This is a genomic window from Bacteroides sp. 224, from assembly GCF_010500995.1.
GTDB lineage: Bacteria > Bacteroidota > Bacteroidia > Bacteroidales > Bacteroidaceae > Bacteroides.
In genome coordinates this window covers 53,250-73,095 of record NZ_QVMK01000012.1, presented here as the reverse complement: position 1 = coordinate 73,095, position 19,846 = coordinate 53,250, and the positions used below count along the sequence as shown (strand labels likewise).

General features: G+C 37.5%; 19 protein-coding genes. All 19 read left to right on the top strand.

Going from position 1 to position 19,846, the window contains the following annotated elements:
• The first annotated feature begins 33 nt into the window (after window positions 1-33).
• On the top strand, window positions 34-951 hold the full coding sequence (locus D0T60_RS07780) for an NAD(P)-dependent oxidoreductase (RefSeq protein ID WP_163217597.1): 918 nt from the start codon (window positions 34-36) through the stop codon (window positions 949-951).
• A 99-nt stretch (window positions 952-1,050) separates the two neighbouring features.
• Window positions 1,051-2,298, top strand: a complete 1,248-nt coding sequence (locus D0T60_RS07775; protein ID WP_163217596.1) for a DUF1015 domain-containing protein — start codon at window positions 1,051-1,053, stop codon at window positions 2,296-2,298.
• A 299-nt stretch (window positions 2,299-2,597) separates the two neighbouring features.
• Window positions 2,598-4,115 (top strand): F0F1 ATP synthase subunit beta, encoded by a 1,518-nt coding sequence (gene atpD / locus D0T60_RS07770; RefSeq protein WP_163217595.1) that lies wholly within the window; start codon window positions 2,598-2,600, stop codon window positions 4,113-4,115.
• A 5-nt stretch (window positions 4,116-4,120) separates the two neighbouring features.
• A complete protein-coding gene (locus D0T60_RS07765; protein ID WP_163217594.1) occupies window positions 4,121-4,369 on the top strand; it encodes a F0F1 ATP synthase subunit epsilon in 249 nt (82 codons plus the stop codon).
• A 14-nt stretch (window positions 4,370-4,383) separates the two neighbouring features.
• Window positions 4,384-5,460, top strand: a complete 1,077-nt coding sequence (atpB, locus tag D0T60_RS07760) for a F0F1 ATP synthase subunit A (RefSeq protein WP_163217593.1) — start codon at window positions 4,384-4,386, stop codon at window positions 5,458-5,460.
• A 150-nt stretch (window positions 5,461-5,610) separates the two neighbouring features.
• Window positions 5,611-5,871, top strand: a complete 261-nt coding sequence (gene atpE, locus D0T60_RS07755; protein WP_163217592.1) for an ATP synthase F0 subunit C — start codon at window positions 5,611-5,613, stop codon at window positions 5,869-5,871.
• Between the two features lie 9 nt (window positions 5,872-5,880).
• Entirely contained in the window at window positions 5,881-6,381 is a 501-nt protein-coding gene (gene atpF, locus D0T60_RS07750; RefSeq protein ID WP_163217591.1) for a F0F1 ATP synthase subunit B, read from the top strand.
• A gap of 1 nt (window position 6,382) precedes the next feature.
• Window positions 6,383-6,943, top strand: a complete 561-nt coding sequence (locus tag D0T60_RS07745) for a F0F1 ATP synthase subunit delta (RefSeq protein WP_163217590.1) — start codon at window positions 6,383-6,385, stop codon at window positions 6,941-6,943.
• 131 nt (window positions 6,944-7,074) lie between these two features.
• Entirely contained in the window at window positions 7,075-8,658 is a 1,584-nt protein-coding gene (gene atpA, locus D0T60_RS07740) for a F0F1 ATP synthase subunit alpha (RefSeq protein WP_163217589.1), read from the top strand.
• A gap of 297 nt (window positions 8,659-8,955) precedes the next feature.
• Window positions 8,956-9,864, top strand: a complete 909-nt coding sequence (locus D0T60_RS07735; protein WP_163217588.1) for a F0F1 ATP synthase subunit gamma — start codon at window positions 8,956-8,958, stop codon at window positions 9,862-9,864.
• A 727-nt stretch (window positions 9,865-10,591) separates the two neighbouring features.
• Complete coding sequence (locus tag D0T60_RS07730) at window positions 10,592-11,020, top strand: hypothetical protein (RefSeq protein ID WP_163217587.1); 429 nt, start codon at window positions 10,592-10,594, stop codon at window positions 11,018-11,020.
• Between the two features lie 536 nt (window positions 11,021-11,556).
• Window positions 11,557-12,447 (top strand): YafY family protein, encoded by an 891-nt coding sequence (locus tag D0T60_RS07725; protein WP_163217586.1) that lies wholly within the window; start codon window positions 11,557-11,559, stop codon window positions 12,445-12,447.
• A gap of 7 nt (window positions 12,448-12,454) precedes the next feature.
• On the top strand, window positions 12,455-13,366 hold the full coding sequence (locus D0T60_RS07720) for a hypothetical protein (protein ID WP_163217585.1): 912 nt from the start codon (window positions 12,455-12,457) through the stop codon (window positions 13,364-13,366).
• Complete coding sequence (locus tag D0T60_RS07715) at window positions 13,363-14,619, top strand: MBL fold metallo-hydrolase (RefSeq protein ID WP_163217584.1); 1,257 nt, start codon at window positions 13,363-13,365, stop codon at window positions 14,617-14,619. The genes D0T60_RS07720 and D0T60_RS07715 overlap by 4 nt, the downstream gene beginning before the upstream one ends.
• 8 nt (window positions 14,620-14,627) lie before the next feature.
• On the top strand, window positions 14,628-15,263 hold the full coding sequence (locus D0T60_RS07710) for a metallophosphoesterase (RefSeq protein WP_163217583.1): 636 nt from the start codon (window positions 14,628-14,630) through the stop codon (window positions 15,261-15,263).
• Window positions 15,264-15,420: 157 nt separating this feature from the next.
• On the top strand, window positions 15,421-15,927 hold the full coding sequence (locus tag D0T60_RS07705) for a hypothetical protein (protein ID WP_163217582.1): 507 nt from the start codon (window positions 15,421-15,423) through the stop codon (window positions 15,925-15,927).
• Between the two features lie 437 nt (window positions 15,928-16,364).
• A complete protein-coding gene (locus tag D0T60_RS07700) occupies window positions 16,365-18,530 on the top strand; it encodes an AAA family ATPase (RefSeq protein WP_163217581.1) in 2,166 nt (721 codons plus the stop codon).
• 3 nt (window positions 18,531-18,533) lie between these two features.
• On the top strand, window positions 18,534-18,989 hold the full coding sequence (locus D0T60_RS07695; protein ID WP_163217580.1) for a YqaA family protein: 456 nt from the start codon (window positions 18,534-18,536) through the stop codon (window positions 18,987-18,989).
• Window positions 18,990-19,015: 26 nt separating this feature from the next.
• Complete coding sequence (locus D0T60_RS07690; protein ID WP_163217579.1) at window positions 19,016-19,783, top strand: patatin-like phospholipase family protein; 768 nt, start codon at window positions 19,016-19,018, stop codon at window positions 19,781-19,783.
• Window positions 19,784-19,846: the final 63 nt, after the last annotated feature.

Here is a 19,846-nt window from a genome sequence, read left to right as displayed (position 1 = left end):
TCTTAATTCTATTTTTTTTAATTCTATATTAAAATGAAAATACTTATTGCTACAGACAAACCATTTGCGAAAGTTGCAGTAGATGGTATTCGGAAGGAAATTGAAGCTGCCGGTTATGAACTGTCATTGCTTGAAAAATATACAGAAAAAGCTCAATTGCTTGATGCAGTGAAAGATGTGAATGCCATTATTATCCGTAGTGATATTATTGATGCGGAAGTGTTGGATGCTGCTGAAGAATTGAAAATAGTGGTACGCGCAGGAGCCGGTTATGATAATGTGGATTTGAAAGCAGCTACAGATCATAATGTATGTGTAATGAATACCCCGGGACAGAACTCAAATGCCGTAGCAGAATTGGCTTTGGGTATGATGGTATATGCTGCTCGTAACTTCTTTAATGGAACATCCGGTACAGAGTTGCTGGGCAAAAAACTGGGAATTCATGCTTACGGAAATGTAGGAAGAAATGTAGCACGTATTGCCAAAGGTTTTGGAATGGAAATATATGCTTATGACGCATTTTGCCCCAAAGATGTAATTGAAAAAGACGGAGTAAAAGCACTTGATTCTGCTGAAGAATTATATAAAACGTGTGATGTTATTTCTCTTCATATACCGGCTACGGCCGAAACAAAGGGATCGATCAATTATGACCTGTTAAAGAGTTGTCCCCAAGGAGCCATTTTGGTAAATACAGCTCGTAAAGAAGTAATCAACGAAGACGAATTGATTAAACTGATGGATGAACGTAATGACTTTAAGTATATGACGGATATTATGCCTGCCGCTCACTCTAAGTTTGTAGAATTATTCTCCGGTCGCTATTTTGCTACTCCTAAAAAAATGGGTGCTCAAACAGCCGAAGCAAATATCAACGCAGGTATTGCAGCTGCACAGCAAATTGTAGGCTTCTTAAAGGATGGAATAGAAAAATTCAAAGTAAACTGATAAAATTGAGCCACAAACTAACAGATTATGCAGATAACTTTTGCTTATAACTTGTATAATCTGTTAATTTGTGGTTTATTAATTTTAATATAATACCTTATGGCAATAGTTAAACCATTCAAGGGCGTTCGTCCCCCACAAGATTTAGTAGAGCAAGTAGCATCACGTCCTTATGATGTATTGAACTCTGAAGAAGCGCGCGAAGAAGCAGCAGGAAATGAAAAGTCTCTTTATCATATAATCAAACCGGAAATAGATTTCCCGGTGGGAACCGATGAACATGATGAGAAAGTCTATGCAAAAGCTGCTGAGAACTTCCAACTATTCCAGGATAAGGGCTGGTTGGTGCAAGATGAAAAGGAACAATACTACATCTATGCGCAAACCATGAATGGTAAAACACAATACGGTTTGGTGGTAGGAGCTTATGTACCCGATTATATGAATGGTATTATTAAGAAGCACGAACTTACCCGTCGTGATAAAGAAGAAGATCGGATGAAGCATGTTCGTGTGAATGATGCGAACATCGAACCGGTATTCTTTGCTTATCCCGACAATGCAAAATTAGACGAAGTAGTGAAGAAATATGCTGCCGGTAAACCTGTATATGATTTCATTGCTCCGGGTGATGGCTTTGGACATACTTTCTGGATTGTAGATAATGAGGAAGATATAGCCGTTATCACAGAAGAATTTGCTAAAATGCCTGCATTATACATCGCAGATGGTCATCATCGTTCGGCTGCTGCTGCATTGGTGGGAGCGGAGAAAGCCAAACAAAATGCCAATCATAAGGGAGATGAAGAATATAATTACTTCATGGCCGTATGTTTTCCGGCTAATCAACTAACGATTATTGATTATAACCGGGTGGTGAAAGACTTGAACGGTTTATCTTCGGAAGAATTCCTGAAAGCTTTAGATAAGAACTTTATCGTAGAAAAGAAGGGAGCCGAAATTTACAAACCGAATGTATTGCATAACTTTGCTCTTTATCTGGATGGTCAGTGGTATAGCCTGACAGCCAAACCGGGTACTTATGATGATAATGACCCGATTGGAGTATTGGATGTTACTATCTCTTCCAATCTTATTTTAGATGAAATACTGGGTATTAAAGATCTACGCTCAGATAAGCGAATTGATTTTGTGGGCGGTATTCGTGGCTTGGGAGAATTAAGTAAAAGAGTAGATAGCGGAGAAATGAAGGTAGCATTAGCTCTTTACCCGGTTTCGATGAGACAATTGATGGATATTGCCGATACTGGTAATATAATGCCTCCTAAAACCACTTGGTTTGAACCTAAATTGCGTTCAGGATTGGTAATACACAAGTTAAGTTAATAAAAATATTAACGTTCTATAACATGAAAACTCCATAAAGGCTGAAAAGCTTTTATGGAGTTTTTTTATCCGCGAATATTGGTGTTTAGAGGGGATTGTATAAAAACTTTAGTTGTTTAATTGTAGTGACTTTTCTGTTAAAATGATGTTATTTCAGGCGAATTTGTGATAAAAAATACTTTCCGCAGGCTTTTGTTGTTACATTTGCACCGCTTAATTTAACACATTCTTAAACAAAACAAGGAAAAGAGTGTTAATAGATATAAGTATACTACTATTAAAAAAAGTAAGATAAGAATATGTCACAGATTGTTGGTTATATATCACAAGTAATCGGTCCTGTTGTCGATGTATATTTCGAAGGTTCCGATATTGATTTAACTCTTCCCAGTATTCATGATGCATTAGAAATCAGACGTGCCGGTAAACGATTAATTGTTGAAGTACAACAACATATCGGAGAAAATACGGTTCGTACTGTAGCTATGGATAGTACGGATGGGTTGCAACGTGGTATGAAGGTTTATCCTACAGGTGGTCCTATCACTATGCCTATTGGTTTACAGATTAAAGGACGATTGATGAATGTAGTGGGTGATTCCATTGATGGCATGTCCGAACTAAATAGAGAAGGGGCTTATGCTATCCATCGCGAGCCACCTAAGTTCGAAGATTTAACTACTGTACAAGAAGTACTTTACACAGGTATTAAAGTAATAGATTTGCTCGAACCTTATTCCAAAGGAGGGAAGATCGGATTGTTTGGAGGTGCCGGAGTAGGTAAAACCGTACTCATTATGGAACTGATTAACAACATTGCCAAAAAACATAATGGATTCTCTGTATTTGCCGGAGTAGGAGAGCGTACCCGCGAAGGAAACGATTTACTCCGTGAGATGATTGAATCGGATGTAATTCGTTACGGAGAAGAATTTAAGAAAAGCATGAAGGCCGGGCATTGGGATTTGTCGAAAGTAGATCCCGAAGAAGTTGCCAAATCTCAAGCTACATTGGTTTTCGGACAAATGAATGAACCTCCCGGGGCGCGTTCGTCTGTGGCACTTTCGGGGTTGACCGTTGCCGAGTCTTTTCGTGATATGGGTAGTGAATCCGGAGGTTCCAGAGATATCTTGTTCTTTATCGATAATATATTCCGTTTTACACAGGCGGGGTCCGAAGTATCTGCTTTGTTGGGACGTATGCCTTCTGCCGTAGGATATCAACCTACATTGGCTACCGAAATGGGAGCTATGCAGGAACGTATTACATCTACCAAAACCGGTTCTATAACTTCTGTGCAAGCTGTTTATGTACCAGCCGATGACTTGACCGACCCGGCACCTGCTACTACATTTACTCACTTGGATGCTACCACTGTATTGAGCCGTAAAATTACGGAGTTAGGTATCTATCCGGCTGTAGACCCATTGGAATCTACTTCACGTATTCTTGATCCTCACGTGGTAGGACAAGAACATTATGATGTAGCTCAACGTGTGAAACAGGTATTGCAAAAGAATAAAGAATTGCAAGATATTATTTCTATTCTTGGTATGGAAGAACTATCGGACGAAGACCGTTTGACGGTAAACCGTGCCCGTCGTGTACAGCGATTTCTGTCGCAGCCCTTTACAGTTGCCGAGCAGTTTACCGGAGTGAAAGGAGCAATGGTACCGATAGAAGATACTATTAAAGGATTTAAAATGATTCTGGATGGTGAAGTAGATGATCTTCCGGAAGCTGCCTTCCTGAACGTGGGAACTATTGAAGACGCGATTGCCAAAGGTAAAGAATTGCAAGAACAAGCAGATAGATAATCATTATGAGAGAACATACGTTTCATTTAACGATTGTGTCGCCTGCCAAACAATTATTTGATGGAGAAGCTACACGTATTACAGTTCCCGGCAGTGCCGGCGAATTTACCATATTGGCACATCATGCGGCTATTGTTTCTTCATTAACCAAAGGTACGCTAACTTATGAGGCATCCGGAAAAGAAGAAAAAATAGAGATACAAGGAGGATTTGTAGAAATGAGTAATGGAGTAGCTTCCGTTTGTATTTCTTGATAAGTAATAGAGAAATGAAACATTCATTGTATTATATATTATTACCGTTATTCCTGCTTTTTTGTTTGCCGGCAACTCCGGCTATGGCAAAGGAGCACAATGCAGAAGAATCGGTTGATGTTAAATCCATCGTATTCGGACATATCGGTGATTCGTATGAGTGGCACATTGTCGATTGGAACGAAAAAGCGATAAGTGTTCCCCTGCCTGTTATTGTGTACAGTAAAACTTCGGGATGGAATGTTTTCTTATCCTCAAGGTTAGAGGAAAATCACGGTACATATAATGGCTTTTATATAGCCCCCGAAGGCAGCAAGTACGAAGGAAAAATAGTAGAACGCAATAAAGCAGGAGAAGAAACAAGACCTTTTGATATTTCTATAACTAAGGTTGTTTTTTCTTTGATGCTGAACAGTATCATACTTATCTGCATCATACTTGGTGTGGCTCGGTGGTATAAAAAACGTCAACAGGGAGCTATGGCGCCCGGAGGCTTTGTCGGACTCATGGAAATGACTATCATGATGGTGAACGACGATATTATCAAAACAAGTATAGGGCCGAATTACAAAAAGTTTGCTCCTTATCTGCTGACTGCTTTCTTCTTTATTCTTATTAATAACTTTATGGGATTGATTCCATTCTTTCCCGGTGGAGCGAATATAACCGGTAATATTGCCATTACGTGTGTGCTTTCGCTATGTACATTTATTGCCATTAATTGCTTTGCAACTAAAGATTATTGGAAAGATATTTTCTGGCCCGATGTGCCTGTATGGTTAAAAATACCGGTGCCGTTAATGCCTTTTGTTGAACTTTTAGGAGTCTTTATCAAGCCTTTTGCTTTAATGATCCGTTTGTTTGCCAATATGCTTTCCGGACACATGGCTATTCTGGTTCTTACCTGCCTGATATTTATTGCAGCCAAAATGGGAGTTGTGTTGCAAGGTTCGCTAACCATTGCATCTGTGTTTTTCAGTATATTCATGAATGCACTTGAATTGCTGGTTGCCTTTATTCAGGCTTATGTGTTTACCATGTTGTCGGCTGTATTTATTGGTTTGGCGCAGGAAAAGCATAGCGAAGAATAAATGAATGGATATGGATATAATAATGAACACAGAGACGCAAAGTCACAGAGATTTTCAGTTTTTAAAACAAAGTTGTTTATATAACTTTGTGTCTTTGTGCCTCTGTGTTCCGAACAATAATTTAGAAATCACAATTTAAAATTAAAAAGTATGTTACTATCAGCATTATTACTACAAGCAACAGCCGCAACAGCGGGACTTGGCCAGTTAGGAGCAGCTATCGGAGCAGGTATTGCTGCTATCGGAGCAGGTATTGGTATTGCCAAAATCGGTGGAGCGGCTATGGATGCCATTGCCCGTCAGCCGGAAGCTACGAATAAAATTCGTTCCAACATGATTCTTGCAATCGCCTTTATCGAAGGGGTGGCTATTATTGCATTGGTAGTATGTTTATTGGTATTATTCAGTTAATAGAAAACTATGTCGTTATTACAACCTGATCTTGGCTTATTATTCTGGATGACTCTGTGCTTCGGAATTGTATTCTTTGTTTTGGCTAAATTCGGCTTTCCGGCTATTATAAAAATGGTGGAAGGACGTAAGGGCTATATAGACCAATCGCTCGAAGTAGCCAGAGAAGCCAATGAACAACTTTCCAAAATAAAATCGGAAGGCGAAACATTGATTGCAGCGGCCAACAGAGAGCAGGGTAGAATCTTAAAAGAAGCTTCGGAAGAACGCGATAAGATTATATACGATGCCCGTAAGCAAGCCCAAGCTGCCGCACAGAAAGAGCTGGATGAAGCCAAGAAGCAAATTCAGTTAGAGAAAGAAGAGGCTATCAGGGAAATACGTCGCCAGGTTGCTGTTTTATCTGTGGATATTGCGGAAAAAGTGATTCGCAAAAACCTGAATACAGAGGAAGAACAAATGGAGATGATTGACCGAATGCTGGAAGAAGTACTAAACAGAAGATCATAGTATGGATATAGGAGCCATTTCAAGACGATATGCCAAAGCATTAATCGGATATGCTGTGGAAAAAGGGGCCGAAGATACGGTTTACCAGGAGTTTATCCGTTTATCTAAAAGCTTCTCTAAGTTTCCTAAGCTTCGTATTGCTTTGGAGAACCCAATTTTATCCCGAAAAGATAAGTTGGAACTCATATCTGCGGCAGCCAATGGAGAAGAGAAGTCGAGCGATGTTTTTATTCGTTTTATGGAACTGGTTTTGAAGCATCGCAGAGAAGTGTATCTTCATTTTATGTGTAGGATTTATCTCGATCTTTACAGGAGTCTGAAACACATTGGTAACGGAACATTGATAACCGCCGTTCCGGTAGATAAAGATATTAAAGAACGTATCAGGAGTGCAGCCGGAGCGGTTGTACATGCCGAAATGGAGTTGCAGACTATTGTGGATCCTTCTATTGGCGGTGGCTTTGTTTTTGATATTAATGATTATCGTTTGGACGCAAGCGTGGTTACCCAACTGAAGATGATTAAACAACAGTTGATAGAGAAAAATAAAAGAATTGTGTAGGGATTTACGATTAGACGATTTACTATTTACGATTGGAATTACATTGAGTTATATATCAACTTCATAATCCAATCATTGTAAATCATTCATTAATCGTCTAATCGTAAATTGTAAAATCGTAAATATAAGATATGTCTGATAGAATAAAAGTAAGCGAAGTATCTGATGTCTTGCTCCGTCAGTTAAAAGGTATTGATACCAAAGTTCAGTTAGATGAAATTGGTACCGTTTTGCAGGTGAGTGACGGAGTAGCACGTATTTATGGATTACGTAATGCCGAGGCTAACGAGCTACTTGAATTTGATAACGGTATCAAGGGAATCGTTATGAACCTCGAAGAAGATAACGTGGGTGCCGTGCTTTTAGGACCAACCGATAAAATAAAAGAAGGCTTTACCGTGAAGCGTACCCGAAAGATTGCTTCCATCATGGTGGGAGAGAATATGTTGGGGCGTGTTATTGATCCATTGGGAGAACCCTTAGACGGTAAAGGGCTGATTGGTGGCGAACTATATGAAATGCCTTTGGAACGTAAAGCTCCGGGAGTTATTTATCGTCAGCCTGTAAACCAACCTTTACAGACAGGATTAAAAGCGATTGATGCGATGATTCCCATCGGGCGCGGTCAACGTGAGTTAATTATCGGCGACCGTCAGACAGGAAAAACTGCCATTGCCATTGATACCATACTCAATCAGAAGGCAAACTTCGAATCGGGTGATCCCGTTTACTGTATTTATGTGGCTGTTGGCCAGAAAGCTTCTACCGTAGCTACTATCGTAAATACATTGAGAGAACATGATGCCATGAAATATACGATTGTAGTGGCAGCTACTGCCGGAGAGCCTGCTGCGATGCAATATTTTGCACCTTTTGCCGGAGCTGCTATCGGAGAATTCTTCCGTGACACCGGTCGTCATGCATTGGTAGTCTATGATGACTTATCTAAACAAGCGGTATCCTATCGGGAGGTTTCTTTGATTTTGCGTCGTCCTTCTGGCCGCGAAGCTTACCCCGGGGATATATTTTACCTGCATTCGCGCTTGTTGGAAAGAGCCGCTAAGATCATTAGTCAGCCGGAAGTAGCTGCCGAAATGAACGATTTGCCTGAAAGTCTTAAAGGAATGGTAAAAGGTGGTGGCTCACTTACAGCTTTGCCTATTATCGAAACACAGGCAGGTGATGTTTCTGCATATATTCCTACAAACGTGATTTCTATTACAGACGGACAAATCTTCTTGGATACAGATTTGTTTAATCAGGGAAATCGTCCGGCCATCAATGTGGGTATTTCCGTATCTCGTGTAGGGGGTAATGCCCAATTAAAAGCCATGAAGAAGGTGGCAGGAACTTTAAAGATAGATCAGGCACAATATCGTGAACAAGAAGCTTTCTCCAAGTTCAGTAGCGATTTGGATGCTGTTACAGCCTTTGCCATTGATAAAGGACAAAAGAATGCACGCTTGCTGGTACAACCTCAGTATGATCCAATGCCCGTAGAAAAGCAGATTGCTGTACTGTATTGTGGTATTCATGGTTTATTAAAGAATATTCCTTTGAATAATGTGCTCGATTTTGAACAAGCATTCCTGAAATCATTGGAACTAAATCATCAAGAGGATGTTCTGAATGTATTAAAGAAAGGAGAAATAAATGAATCTGTTACAAAGGCAATTGAAGAAACTGCCGAAATGGTAGCGAAACAGTTTATTTAAGTGTGTCAAAACCTAAATGTTCTTTGAAATGATTATAATTTATAAGCAATTACCCCGATAGGGGTAAAATGTGCATAACCCCGGGTCAGCGTAGCGCAGCCCGGGGTAGTAAGCTACCACCATCAAACTGAACCCCGAAGTGGGTTCAACCCTTTCAGGGTTGTTGTGATTGGGATTTGGCGTCTATCCCCGAGCTGCGCTACGCTTGCACGGGGTTATGCACATCTCACCCCCTATCGGGGTGATTGCTTGCAGGTTATAATGATAACAGCTCCCATTACTAAATTCAAATAAAAAATGGCCTCACTAAAAGAAGTAAAAGGAAGAATCAATAGCGTAAAGAGTACGTTGAAGATTACTTCGGCGATGAAGATGGTAGCCTCTGCCAAACTGCATAAGGCACAGGCTGCTATTGAGAATATGTTGCCTTATCAAGAGAAAATGAATCATATTCTGACTAACTTTTTAAGTGTAATGGATAACTCTTTTTATTCGCCCTATATGGAAGAGAGGCAAGTAAAAAGAGTAGCTATTGTTGTATTCTCTTCTAACTCATCTCTTTGCGGGGCATTTAATGCCAATGTAATTAAAAAGTTCGTGCAGGTAGCTGATTCTTATAAGGAATTAGGTATTGATAATATCTGGGTATATCCTGTAGGTCGTAAGATTGAAGATGCTATAAAGAAAATAGGGTATACTCCTAAAGGCTCTTATCTGGAAATGGCTGATAAACCTACTTATGAAGAAGCCTATCAGTTAGCCGGGGAGTTAATGAACTTATTTCTCGCTGGCGAGGTTGATAAAGTGGAAGTGATCTATCATCATTTTAAGTCTTCGGGTTCACAACTATTACTGAACAAACAGTTCTTGCCACTTGATATCGCCAAATTGCAGGAAGAAATTAGCAACAGTCAGGAACTCGTTGAAAGTGATACCTCTCCAAATCATTATAAAACCGATTATATTGTAGAACCTTCGGAAGCAGAGTTTGTGGAAAGCCTTCTGCCGGAAGTGTTGAAACTCAAAATCTTTACTGCTTTGCTCGATTCGAGTGCTTCCGAACACGCGGCTCGTATGATGGCTATGCAAATAGCTACAGATAATGCCAATGAATTAATTCAGGATCTTACCAAGCAATACAACAGGTCGCGTCAACAAGCTATTACTAATGAGTTGCAGGATATTGTTGGAGGAAGTATGACGTAGGCCAATTAATGAATTGTTATATCATAGGCTATTGTTATTTAAGGTGAATCACTTGACAAATAAAAAAGGTGTACTCAACAATTTACTCCAATTTATAGAAGGTACGACCAAGTAACCCTTATCCGGTTGAAGATAAATTGAGAATACACCATACAGGCATATTCACACTGTTTTTTCTTCCCGGATAGTTAAATTGGTCGTTTCTCTATAAGAAGAAGCACATTGTAAATACAATATTTTTATATCTGTCTTTTAATTATCTCATATTCTTATTTTTATTCTGTGTTACAAAAATAGTTTTTTTTATCGAAGTCTCAAAATATAGATTGAAACAGTAAAAGTATATAGTGGAGCAAATTCTTTAAGGGATTCACACACCTTATTAATTCCATCAACAGCTTCTATAGGAATATTGAAGAGGTAGAAGTACTTGATTAGCTCCCTGCAATGTAGTTTTTGTTTTGCAGGGAAGATAAATATAGTTTGGTCGGACCTAACGAGGCAAATGGTCAGACCTAATTATCGAAAAGGTCGGACCTAATGTAGCGTTAGGTCCGACCTTTTGAAAAGTCCAGAATCTTCTTATTTGGTATAATCAAGTTATATGATTACGATTTAAATTATTTCCTCTACCTTTACATGAAACATCAAATAGGAAATGCAGGTAGTAAATACAAAGTTGGAGCCGATAAATGTACCTTCTTCCTACTTGGAAAAAAGAAAATAAATGAGAGGTCTATTTGATAAATTTTTTGCAAAGAAATTCGATAAAGATCAAATCGAAGAAAGATTTGAAAAATGGTTAGAGCAAATCAATAGTGAAGAAAAAATAGATAGCTCTATTGTTGGATTTAACTTTGGACTGTTTGAATCCACCGATGGTTATATGATGTATTTGATTGGTTCAAAGTCTTTCGATAAGGAAGATGAAGACTGGGCTACAGAAATAGATTTTGAGCCTCAAAATAAGTATTTCGAGTTTGGGGAGAAATTTTCAAAAGGTAAGAAGTGGGAGGAGATTCAAAAATACTCAGAGAGTTTGGTAGCTAATTATATTCGTTCTGATAAATTTAAAGAATCAATATTGTCAAAATCAACTGCAATAACAACGGGTTTTGATGATGGAAATCTGACTATATTGTATTTGGTTGATTAAAAAGTGTAACATAGAAAAAATAATAATTCACCCCTGAAATAAATCTATTTCTGGGTTCTTAGAAGGGATAGGGTCTATCCCGGGCTATTTATACTCAGCAGAGAAGAAGTTGAAGGAAGTTATCAGTATAGCCCCGGTTACTTCAGGATTTCTAAAGCTATAATCCCTTTAAACCCCAATAAAGTGACTATAAATATAGGTACGCGTACCTTATTTATATAGATGTATTTGTAAGGATTGCTTAAGTGTATACTTAATGGTTGCAAAGGTATATACCTAAGGGTCGCTTAAGTGTACACCTAATGGTTGCAAAGGTGTACACTTACAGACTGCTTAGGTATATACCTTTGTATCTTGTGAATATATGCCTACAGAGTGCCAAGGTGTGTAGGTTGAGAGGGTAAAGGCATATAGGTTGAAACGGTAAAAGTATATAGTGGAGCAACTCCTTTTATTATATTCTCATAATCTTTTCGTTGCACACGTTTTTTGCCCACGTAATGTCGTATCTTCGCAACATACTAAGAAAAGAACAGATGAAGAATAAACTAAAGCGATATTTTTGGTTAGTGGATACACTAAAAGAAAGACCTATGTCGCTTGATGAGTTAAGTCGGAAATGGGAGAGAAGTATTCTTAATGACGGTAGAAATCCTTTGTCTCGTCGTACATTTCAAGAACATCGCAATACAATCAATGATTTAGAAATAGGTGTTCTGATTAACTATGATTATGCAAATAATTGCTACGAATTAGTCTCAGATGATGATAATGGTACTTTAATAGCTCGGTGGATGTGGAATGCTATGGCTCTTCAATCGGCTATAAATCAGTCAGTATCAATAAAAGATAGGATAGTGACTGATGAGATTCCTTCGGCTCAATTTCATTTAGAGACTCTATTGCAAGCTATAAAAGAAAACTGCATCATTGAACTTTCCTATCAACCATTTGGCAAAAATGAGTTTGCAGTAAAACTACTTCCATACTTTTTGCAGTTGACCAAGCAGCGTTGGTATATTTATGGAATAAACCCTAATGGAGAAATAATTAAGGCTTATGCTTTAGATAGAATAAAAAGCGTAAAGTTACAGGGAGAAACCTTCATTTTTCCCGAAGACTTCTCTCCTAAAGAATACTTAGAAGAAAATGGCATTGGGCAATATGAGAATATACCAATTATGGATATTGTTGTCAGAGCTTATGGAATACAAGTCGACCGATTGCGAACTTTGCCTTTACATTCAAGCCAAGAAGAAACAAAAACCGAAGATGGTAAGTCGGAATTTACATACAGACTCCGTCCTAACTCCAAATTTTATGGAGATATTCTTTCGATGGGGAAATATGCGAAAGTACTTTCCCCTTATTATGTGAGAAAACAATTAAAAGAAACTATAGATAAAGTATTAACTTATTATAAATGAAATAATTATGAGAAATGATGAAATTGTTCAGAAACTAAGAGAAATTACTAAAAACGGGAACATCTCTCTTTCCTCTTCTATTTCATTTCAAATTAAAGACGAAATTCTCTTTATTGAATTATCAGATGAAGGTGTTTGTGCAAATATGCAAGCTAATGAATCTGCATTTGAAGGATGGGCTCTTTGCTTAAAAGCATGTCTACCTGATTTAATTAAGAAAGTTTCTATTTCTTGGGATCCACTAAGTGAGAAAAAAGAAGAATTGCATTACAAAAGATTTCTATATCGTGTTTGGAAATTTGCTGAGACATATAAAGAATGGGTAGAAAATGGAACTTTATATTCTTTTGATTATTGCAAAGAAAGTACAGAAAAATGGATCATCAATTTTCCTTGCAATGATGCAAGCGTGGACGTAGAAAGTGATGAGGCTATTCTTGAAAGAGATTATATAACTAACCACATAGAGTACGATGTGATTAATCAACAGTTACCTGTTGGTGTATTTGACGGATCAATTAGTAAAAAGAATAGCATTATGCCAAGAGGAAAAAGTCAAATTGACATTTGGGCATTAAAAAATGATACTTTGTACATTTTCGAGCTAAAGAAAGATAGTAATAAAATGGTTGGAATAATATCAGAATTGATGTATTATGTGAATATCATGAACGATGTTAAAAATGGACGAATAAATTATCCACAAGAGGCAAGCAAATCAAAATATAGAGATTTTGATAAACTTTATAGTGCATTTCTTAATGGAACAATCAAACATATTGAAGGTGTTTTTTTGACAGATGAACTACATCCTTTAATTTTACACGATGTTATAAATCTAATAAATCTCATGAATGATAGTTACCAACTAAGAACAGAAGATCATATATCATATTCATATAAACCTTATAGTGAATGAAAATAACCATTCATCGCGGAATCAACCAAATCGGAGGTTGTATCACAGAAGTTGCCACCGAAAATACTCGTATATTTATTGACTTAGGTCAAAACTTGCCCGACAATGAAGGTGTAAGTAATGATGAACTGGCAAGTGAAGAAAGCATAAAGAATCTTACCAAAGATCTTGATGCAATTTTCTATACTCATTATCACGGAGATCATTTGGATTTATTTCATTTCGTTCCTAACATCATCCCTCAATACATTGGGCAAGTTGCTAAGCAAGTTGTTATTGAGAAATACAAACGATTGAGCTTTATCCAAAATGATAAAGAGCGATTTGAATCATACCGTGATCAGGTGGAAAATATGATTTCTCTGAGAGAGGGTAAGTCGGTACAAGTCAAAGATATTAAAGTAACTCCATACTTTGTTAGCCACTCGGCATACGAGTCTTTTATGTTCTTGATTGAAGCAGAAAACAAACGCATCCTACACACCGGCGACTTCCGTGATCATGGCTATCTCGGCAATGGACTAAGAAAGATACTGAATAAAATAGTAATTGAAGGAGCTGTTGATATGCTCATCATAGAAGGAACTATGTTGTCGCGCCAAGGCGAACGAGTAAAAACTGAAAACGAGTTACAAAAAGATGTCATTTCCATCATGAACCAATACAAGAATGTGTTCGTCCTTTGTTCTTCTACCGACATGGAACGGCTTGCCACTTTTTATGCAGCAAATAAAAAAGTTCATAATAGACCGTTCGTCTGCGATAATTATCAGAAGAATATATTGAAAATATTCTCCAAATCGGCAGGAACAAAAACTCCATTGTTTAGATTTGATAGCGTCTATGATTTCAGGGAGAATAATAAAAAATTGCATGATTGGATGCAGGATAAAGGTTTTTGTATGTTAGTTCGTCCTACAGAAAAATTCTCTAAATACTATAATTCTTTGAGAGAACAATTAAAGGATGAGGATACTGTATTGATTTACTCTATGTGGGGAATGTATATTCAAGCAAAAAGCAAATATGCGAAAGAAAATTATCTTCGCTTTGTTAATCAATTTCCCAATATAGAGAAACTCCATACGAGCGGACATGCATCAGTAGAATGTTTGAGTGATGTTTGTAAAATAGTCAATCCTACAAAAGGAATTGTTCCTATTCATGGTGAAGATAAAAATGATTATTACTCGCTTGATATTCCGGAAGCATTAAAAGAGAGGATAGTTACGTCGTCAATTATTAATCTGTAGAAGAAAAAATGCAAATACTTCATATTTCGGACACACACGGCAGTCATAAGTTGTTGACCAACTTACCCAAAGCTGATATCATTATTCATTCTGACGATGCTTCATTCTCCGGATCAGATGATGAAATATTAGATTTCTTGAATTGGTTTTGTGATTTGGATTATGCACACAAGATCTTTGTAGCAGGCAATCATGATGATTGTTTATATGGCGAGCAAATTGAAGGATTACCAGACAATTGCCATTACTTGTGTTGTTCAGGGATTGAATTTGAGGGTTTAAGGTTTTGGGGTGTCCCTCTTTTTATGGGAGATATTTTAAAGAAAGGGCGTATGGAAGAAATAATGAAGGAAATTCCTAATGATACCGATGTATTGATTTCTCATAATCCTCCTTTTGGTATTTTGGATTTTGATGATGGGATGAATTACGGTTGTCGGATATTGTTGGAGGCAGTAGAACGAGTGAATCCCTTTTATCATTTTTTCGGGCATATTCATGCTGCAAATGGGGTTGAAACAATAAATAAGACCACGTTTGTAAATTCGGCAATAATGAATGAAAAATATGAATTTGTGAATAAACCAAGATTGTTTATAACTGATGAGCTGCAGAATGTTCTTATTCAATCGTTAAATAAGTAAGGTTTGGAGAAAAATTTTGCGGCATTATTTTTAAACCTATTGATAATGCTGAAATATAAAAAGACGAAATAATAACATATTAATAGATTGAGGTATAAATTATATTTCAAAAAACAGATTAAACTCTTAACAATAAACAATAGCAATATAAATAATTATGATTTTAGAAGAGGAATATTATTTTAAAGCAGCAGATTTTGGGAGCAATGGCTACTACAAAACAACAGACAAATTATTTAGCGACTTCGTTTGTGAATGTGAAAAAATGTTTCATAAAAAACATGAACCTTATTACGCAAACTGTTTTTGTGCAAATTCTAAAACGTTTTTGCTTATGGGAAGATGTTTCATTGGAGGCAATTTTGATATTTGGGGGATGGAAACATTTGATGGGGGAACAAACTTGAGAATGAACATAAAAATAACTAGTGAAATTGGAAGGTACAGTAGATTCAGAACAATTTATGCAATTAGTCAATACGATAACTTATATAAATCCTTATGGTTGTTTATAGATAATAACCTCTCAGACAATATCTTTTTATTAAAATATAATTCAGATAATGATGACGATAAACCTGTCATTCGTGCTACTTCGCTTATAGAACCTGAATTAAAGAAAAGCGTTGAGGTTTGTGTGGATCAACTCTCAAATATCATTTAAGATATAAAATACTTTTTATAAAGGCGAAAAATCAGATAGAACTAAATAATTCTTATATTTGCATCGTCTCCATATTTAAGGAGGCACCTATATTAGGAAGCGTTTAGCTTATTCTGCATTGATGAATCTGGACAATTCAATTTTGCACTGAAAGAATAACGGAAATGCTCTCCTTTGGTTTGTCATATAACACTCTGTGTGTCTATATACATCCAAAGGCGTGAGCTGTTTTCATTTTTTCAGTGCAGGTCCGTCCAGAACCCATCAATGGAATATGTAAACAGTCTTACGCCTTCCTCTTTTTATAAATAGGGTTCACTAAATAATTGTACAATAAAAAGATAATCTATAAGCGTTATTTCTTATTTGGTACAATCAGGTATATGATTGCGATTTAAATTATTTCCTCTACCTTTGCATGAAACATCAAATAGGAAATGCAGGTAAACACAGAATTAGAACTTGCTTGGCAGTGTATTGAGCGAACAGATTCTCATCTTTTTCTTACCGGAAAAGCAGGAACAGGTAAAACCACCTTTCTTAAAAAACTGAAAGAAAAGTCGCCTAAACGTATGATTGTAGTAGCTCCTACGGGAATTGCCGCTATCAATGCGGGAGGGGTAACTATGCATTCTTTCTTTCAGCTTTCTTTTGGTCCTTATATTCCCGATGCAATTTATACTTCCAAGCAAAACGTTTATCGCTTTAGTAAAGATAAGATCAATATAATTCGCAGTATCGACCTATTGGTTATAGATGAAATTAGTATGGTTCGTGCCGATCTTTTAGATTCGATGGATGCCGTGCTTCGTCGTTATCGCGATCGTAACAAGCCATTCGGGGGAGTGCAACTTCTTATGATAGGAGACTTGCAGCAGCTTGCTCCGGTTATAAAAGATCAGGAATGGAACTTGTTGAATCGTTATTATACTACTCCTTATTTCTTTGGGAGTAAGGCTTTGCAGGAAACAGATTATATAACCATTCAACTGGAGAAAGTATATCGGCAGAGTGATTCTTATTTCCTATCGTTATTAAATAAAATCAGAGCAAATGATATTGATTCCTCTTTACTGATTGAAATAAACAAACGATACATCCCCAACTTTCAGGCTAAACCCGAAGATGGATACATTCGGCTGACAACTCATAATGCCCAGGCACAGCGTGTGAATGACAGGCAATTGGATATGCTTCCCGGCAAAACTTATACCTTTAAAGCTAAGATAGGAGGTAATTTTCCGGAGGCTTCTTACCCTACCGAAGCTGAACTTACGCTTAAAACGGGTGCCCAGATTATGTTTATTAAAAACGATTCGTCTGCCGATAAATATGGAAATAAGCGATATTATAATGGGAAGATAGGCGTTGTAGTAGCTATCATTAACGAAGGAATTATTGTTCGCGGAAAGGAGAAAGAAGATGAAGAATTCTTGCTCGAAAAAGAAGAATGGACCAATAGCAAGTATACCTTAAATGAGGAAACAAGCGAAATTACAGAAGAAGTAGAAGGAACATTCACCCAATATCCTATCCGGTTAGCGTGGGCTATCACCATTCATAAAAGCCAGGGGTTAACTTTCGAACGGGCTATTATTGATGCCAGTGCCTCTTTTGCACACGGACAAGTGTATGTGGCATTAAGCCGATGCAAGACGCTGGAAGGAATGGTACTCGAATCTCCTCTTACAAAAGATGCCATTATTTGTGATGATCGGGTTACCGAATTTACCCGCGAAGTAGAACATACTATTCCGGATTCCAACAGACTGGAGCAACTTCAGCGGGAATATTACTATAAATTGCTTAGCGAATTATTCGACTATAGTTTGATCGACAAACAGTTTTCTTATCTTATTCGTTTGCTCGATGAACATATTTATAAGCTTTATCCCACATTTGTAACACAATTCAGAGAGGCTTACGAGCTATTCAAGAAAGATATAGAACAGGTGGCTGTTCGTTTCAGGAACCAATATTCTTCTTTATTTCAAGGGGCTGCCGACTATGCAAACAATGAACAATTGCGGCAACGTATATTGGCCGGAGCTTCTTATTTCTACGACAAAGGAAATGAGGTCTTTCATCAGCTTATTGAAAAGGCAATGCCCGATACCGATAATAAGGAGACTAACAAAAAGTTGAAAGAGATATTCGGAACTTTCAATGAAGCCATCCGATTAAAGTTTGGTATATTGTTGACGATAAAAGAAGAAGGTTTTTCCGTAACCGGATACTTAAAACGAAAAGCTTATGTGCAGATACAATTGGCTACTCATGAGAATCTGAAACCGAAAAAAGAAACCTCTCGTAAGTCATCAAAAGAGAAAAGCAAAGAAAAAGAGAAGGTGGAAGTGCCGGCAGATATTCTGCATCCGGCTTTGTATTCAACAGTTGTTAAGTGGAGGAACTCAGAAGCTGCCAAAAACAGATTGCCGGTTTATACGGTGATACAACAAAAAGCAATTCTGGGTGTTGTAAATTTATTGCCTACCACGGAAGACGAACTCCTGATGATTCCATTCTTAGGTAAAAAGACAATCGAGAAGTACGGAGATATTTTAATAGAGATGGTCAGAGAATTTAAAAAAGACAATAAGTAAATAATGGTTGAAGCGCTTATTGAGTTAGGATACGTAGGATTATTCATTGCTTGTTTTATTTCGGCTACGTTAGTTCCGTTTAGTTCTGATGTGGTAGTAGTTGCGGCAGTGGTAGCCGGATTGGATTATCGTGCTTGTTTCATTGCTGCCATGTTAGGTGGATGGATGGGAGCTATGGTAAACTATTACTTAGGTAAATTGGGCAAAGAAGAATGGATAGAGAAACATTCGAGAGTAAAACCCGAACGTTTTGAGAAAATAAAACAATGGCTTTTGGGTAAAGGAGCCTATATGGGATTATTTTGCTGGGTACCCATCTTTGGGAATGTAATCATCATTTGTTTGGGTTATCTTCGGGTAAATGTAGCAGGTGTGCATGTTTTTGTGATTATAGGTATGGCCATACGCTATTTAACAGTCATTCTGCTGACGCTTGGCGGAATGAAAATAATAGCTTAATTTGCAATCAATAAACAGGGAATAAGGTGGCAGATACAAAGAAATATAAATTAGCTCTTGTACTCAGTGGGGGAGGAGCAAGAGGCTTTGCTCATTTAGGTGCTTTGCAGGCATTGAACGAAAAAGGCATTTATCCCGATATTATTGTGGGTACAAGTGCCGGTGCGTTGGCCGGTGCGTTGTATGCCGATGGTTATACTCCGTTAGAGATCATAGGTCTGTTTAAGAAAATGAAGTTCACAGAGTTTACGGAGTTTACGCTTCCCAAAGAAGGTTTTTTTAAGAGTACCCGTTTCCGCGCTTTTATGCGTAAACACTTGAGAGCGAAACAATTTGAGGAACTAAAAATGCCGTTATGGGCTGTTGCCTCCGATATTGAATATGGCGAAAGTCACGTGTTCAGTAAAGGCGATTTGATTTCTGCTGTGGTTGCCTCTTGTTCTATTCCGATTGTTTTCACCCCTGTAGAGATTGATGGGCATCATTATGTAGATGGAGGATTGTTTGCCAATTTTCCGGTATCAATGATTCGACGCAAATGCGAGAAACTTATCGGGGTGAATGTTAGCCCCATGAATCATACGGAATACACTCGTTCGTTGAAATACATCATAGAACGCACCTTCTATTCGCTAACTACTTCTAACTCGATTATAGACAGGGAGTTATGTGATGTGTTAATAGAATCGTGCGAGATAGCCGAGTATTCGATGTATGATTTGGAACATGCGGAAACAATCTATCAAAAGGGCTATGAAATGGCGATGAATGCACTAAATAATATGAATAGTTGATATTCCAGTTTTCTTCCTAAATTCCTTTCTTTCTTTGTATATTGCCACAATTCTGATAATATA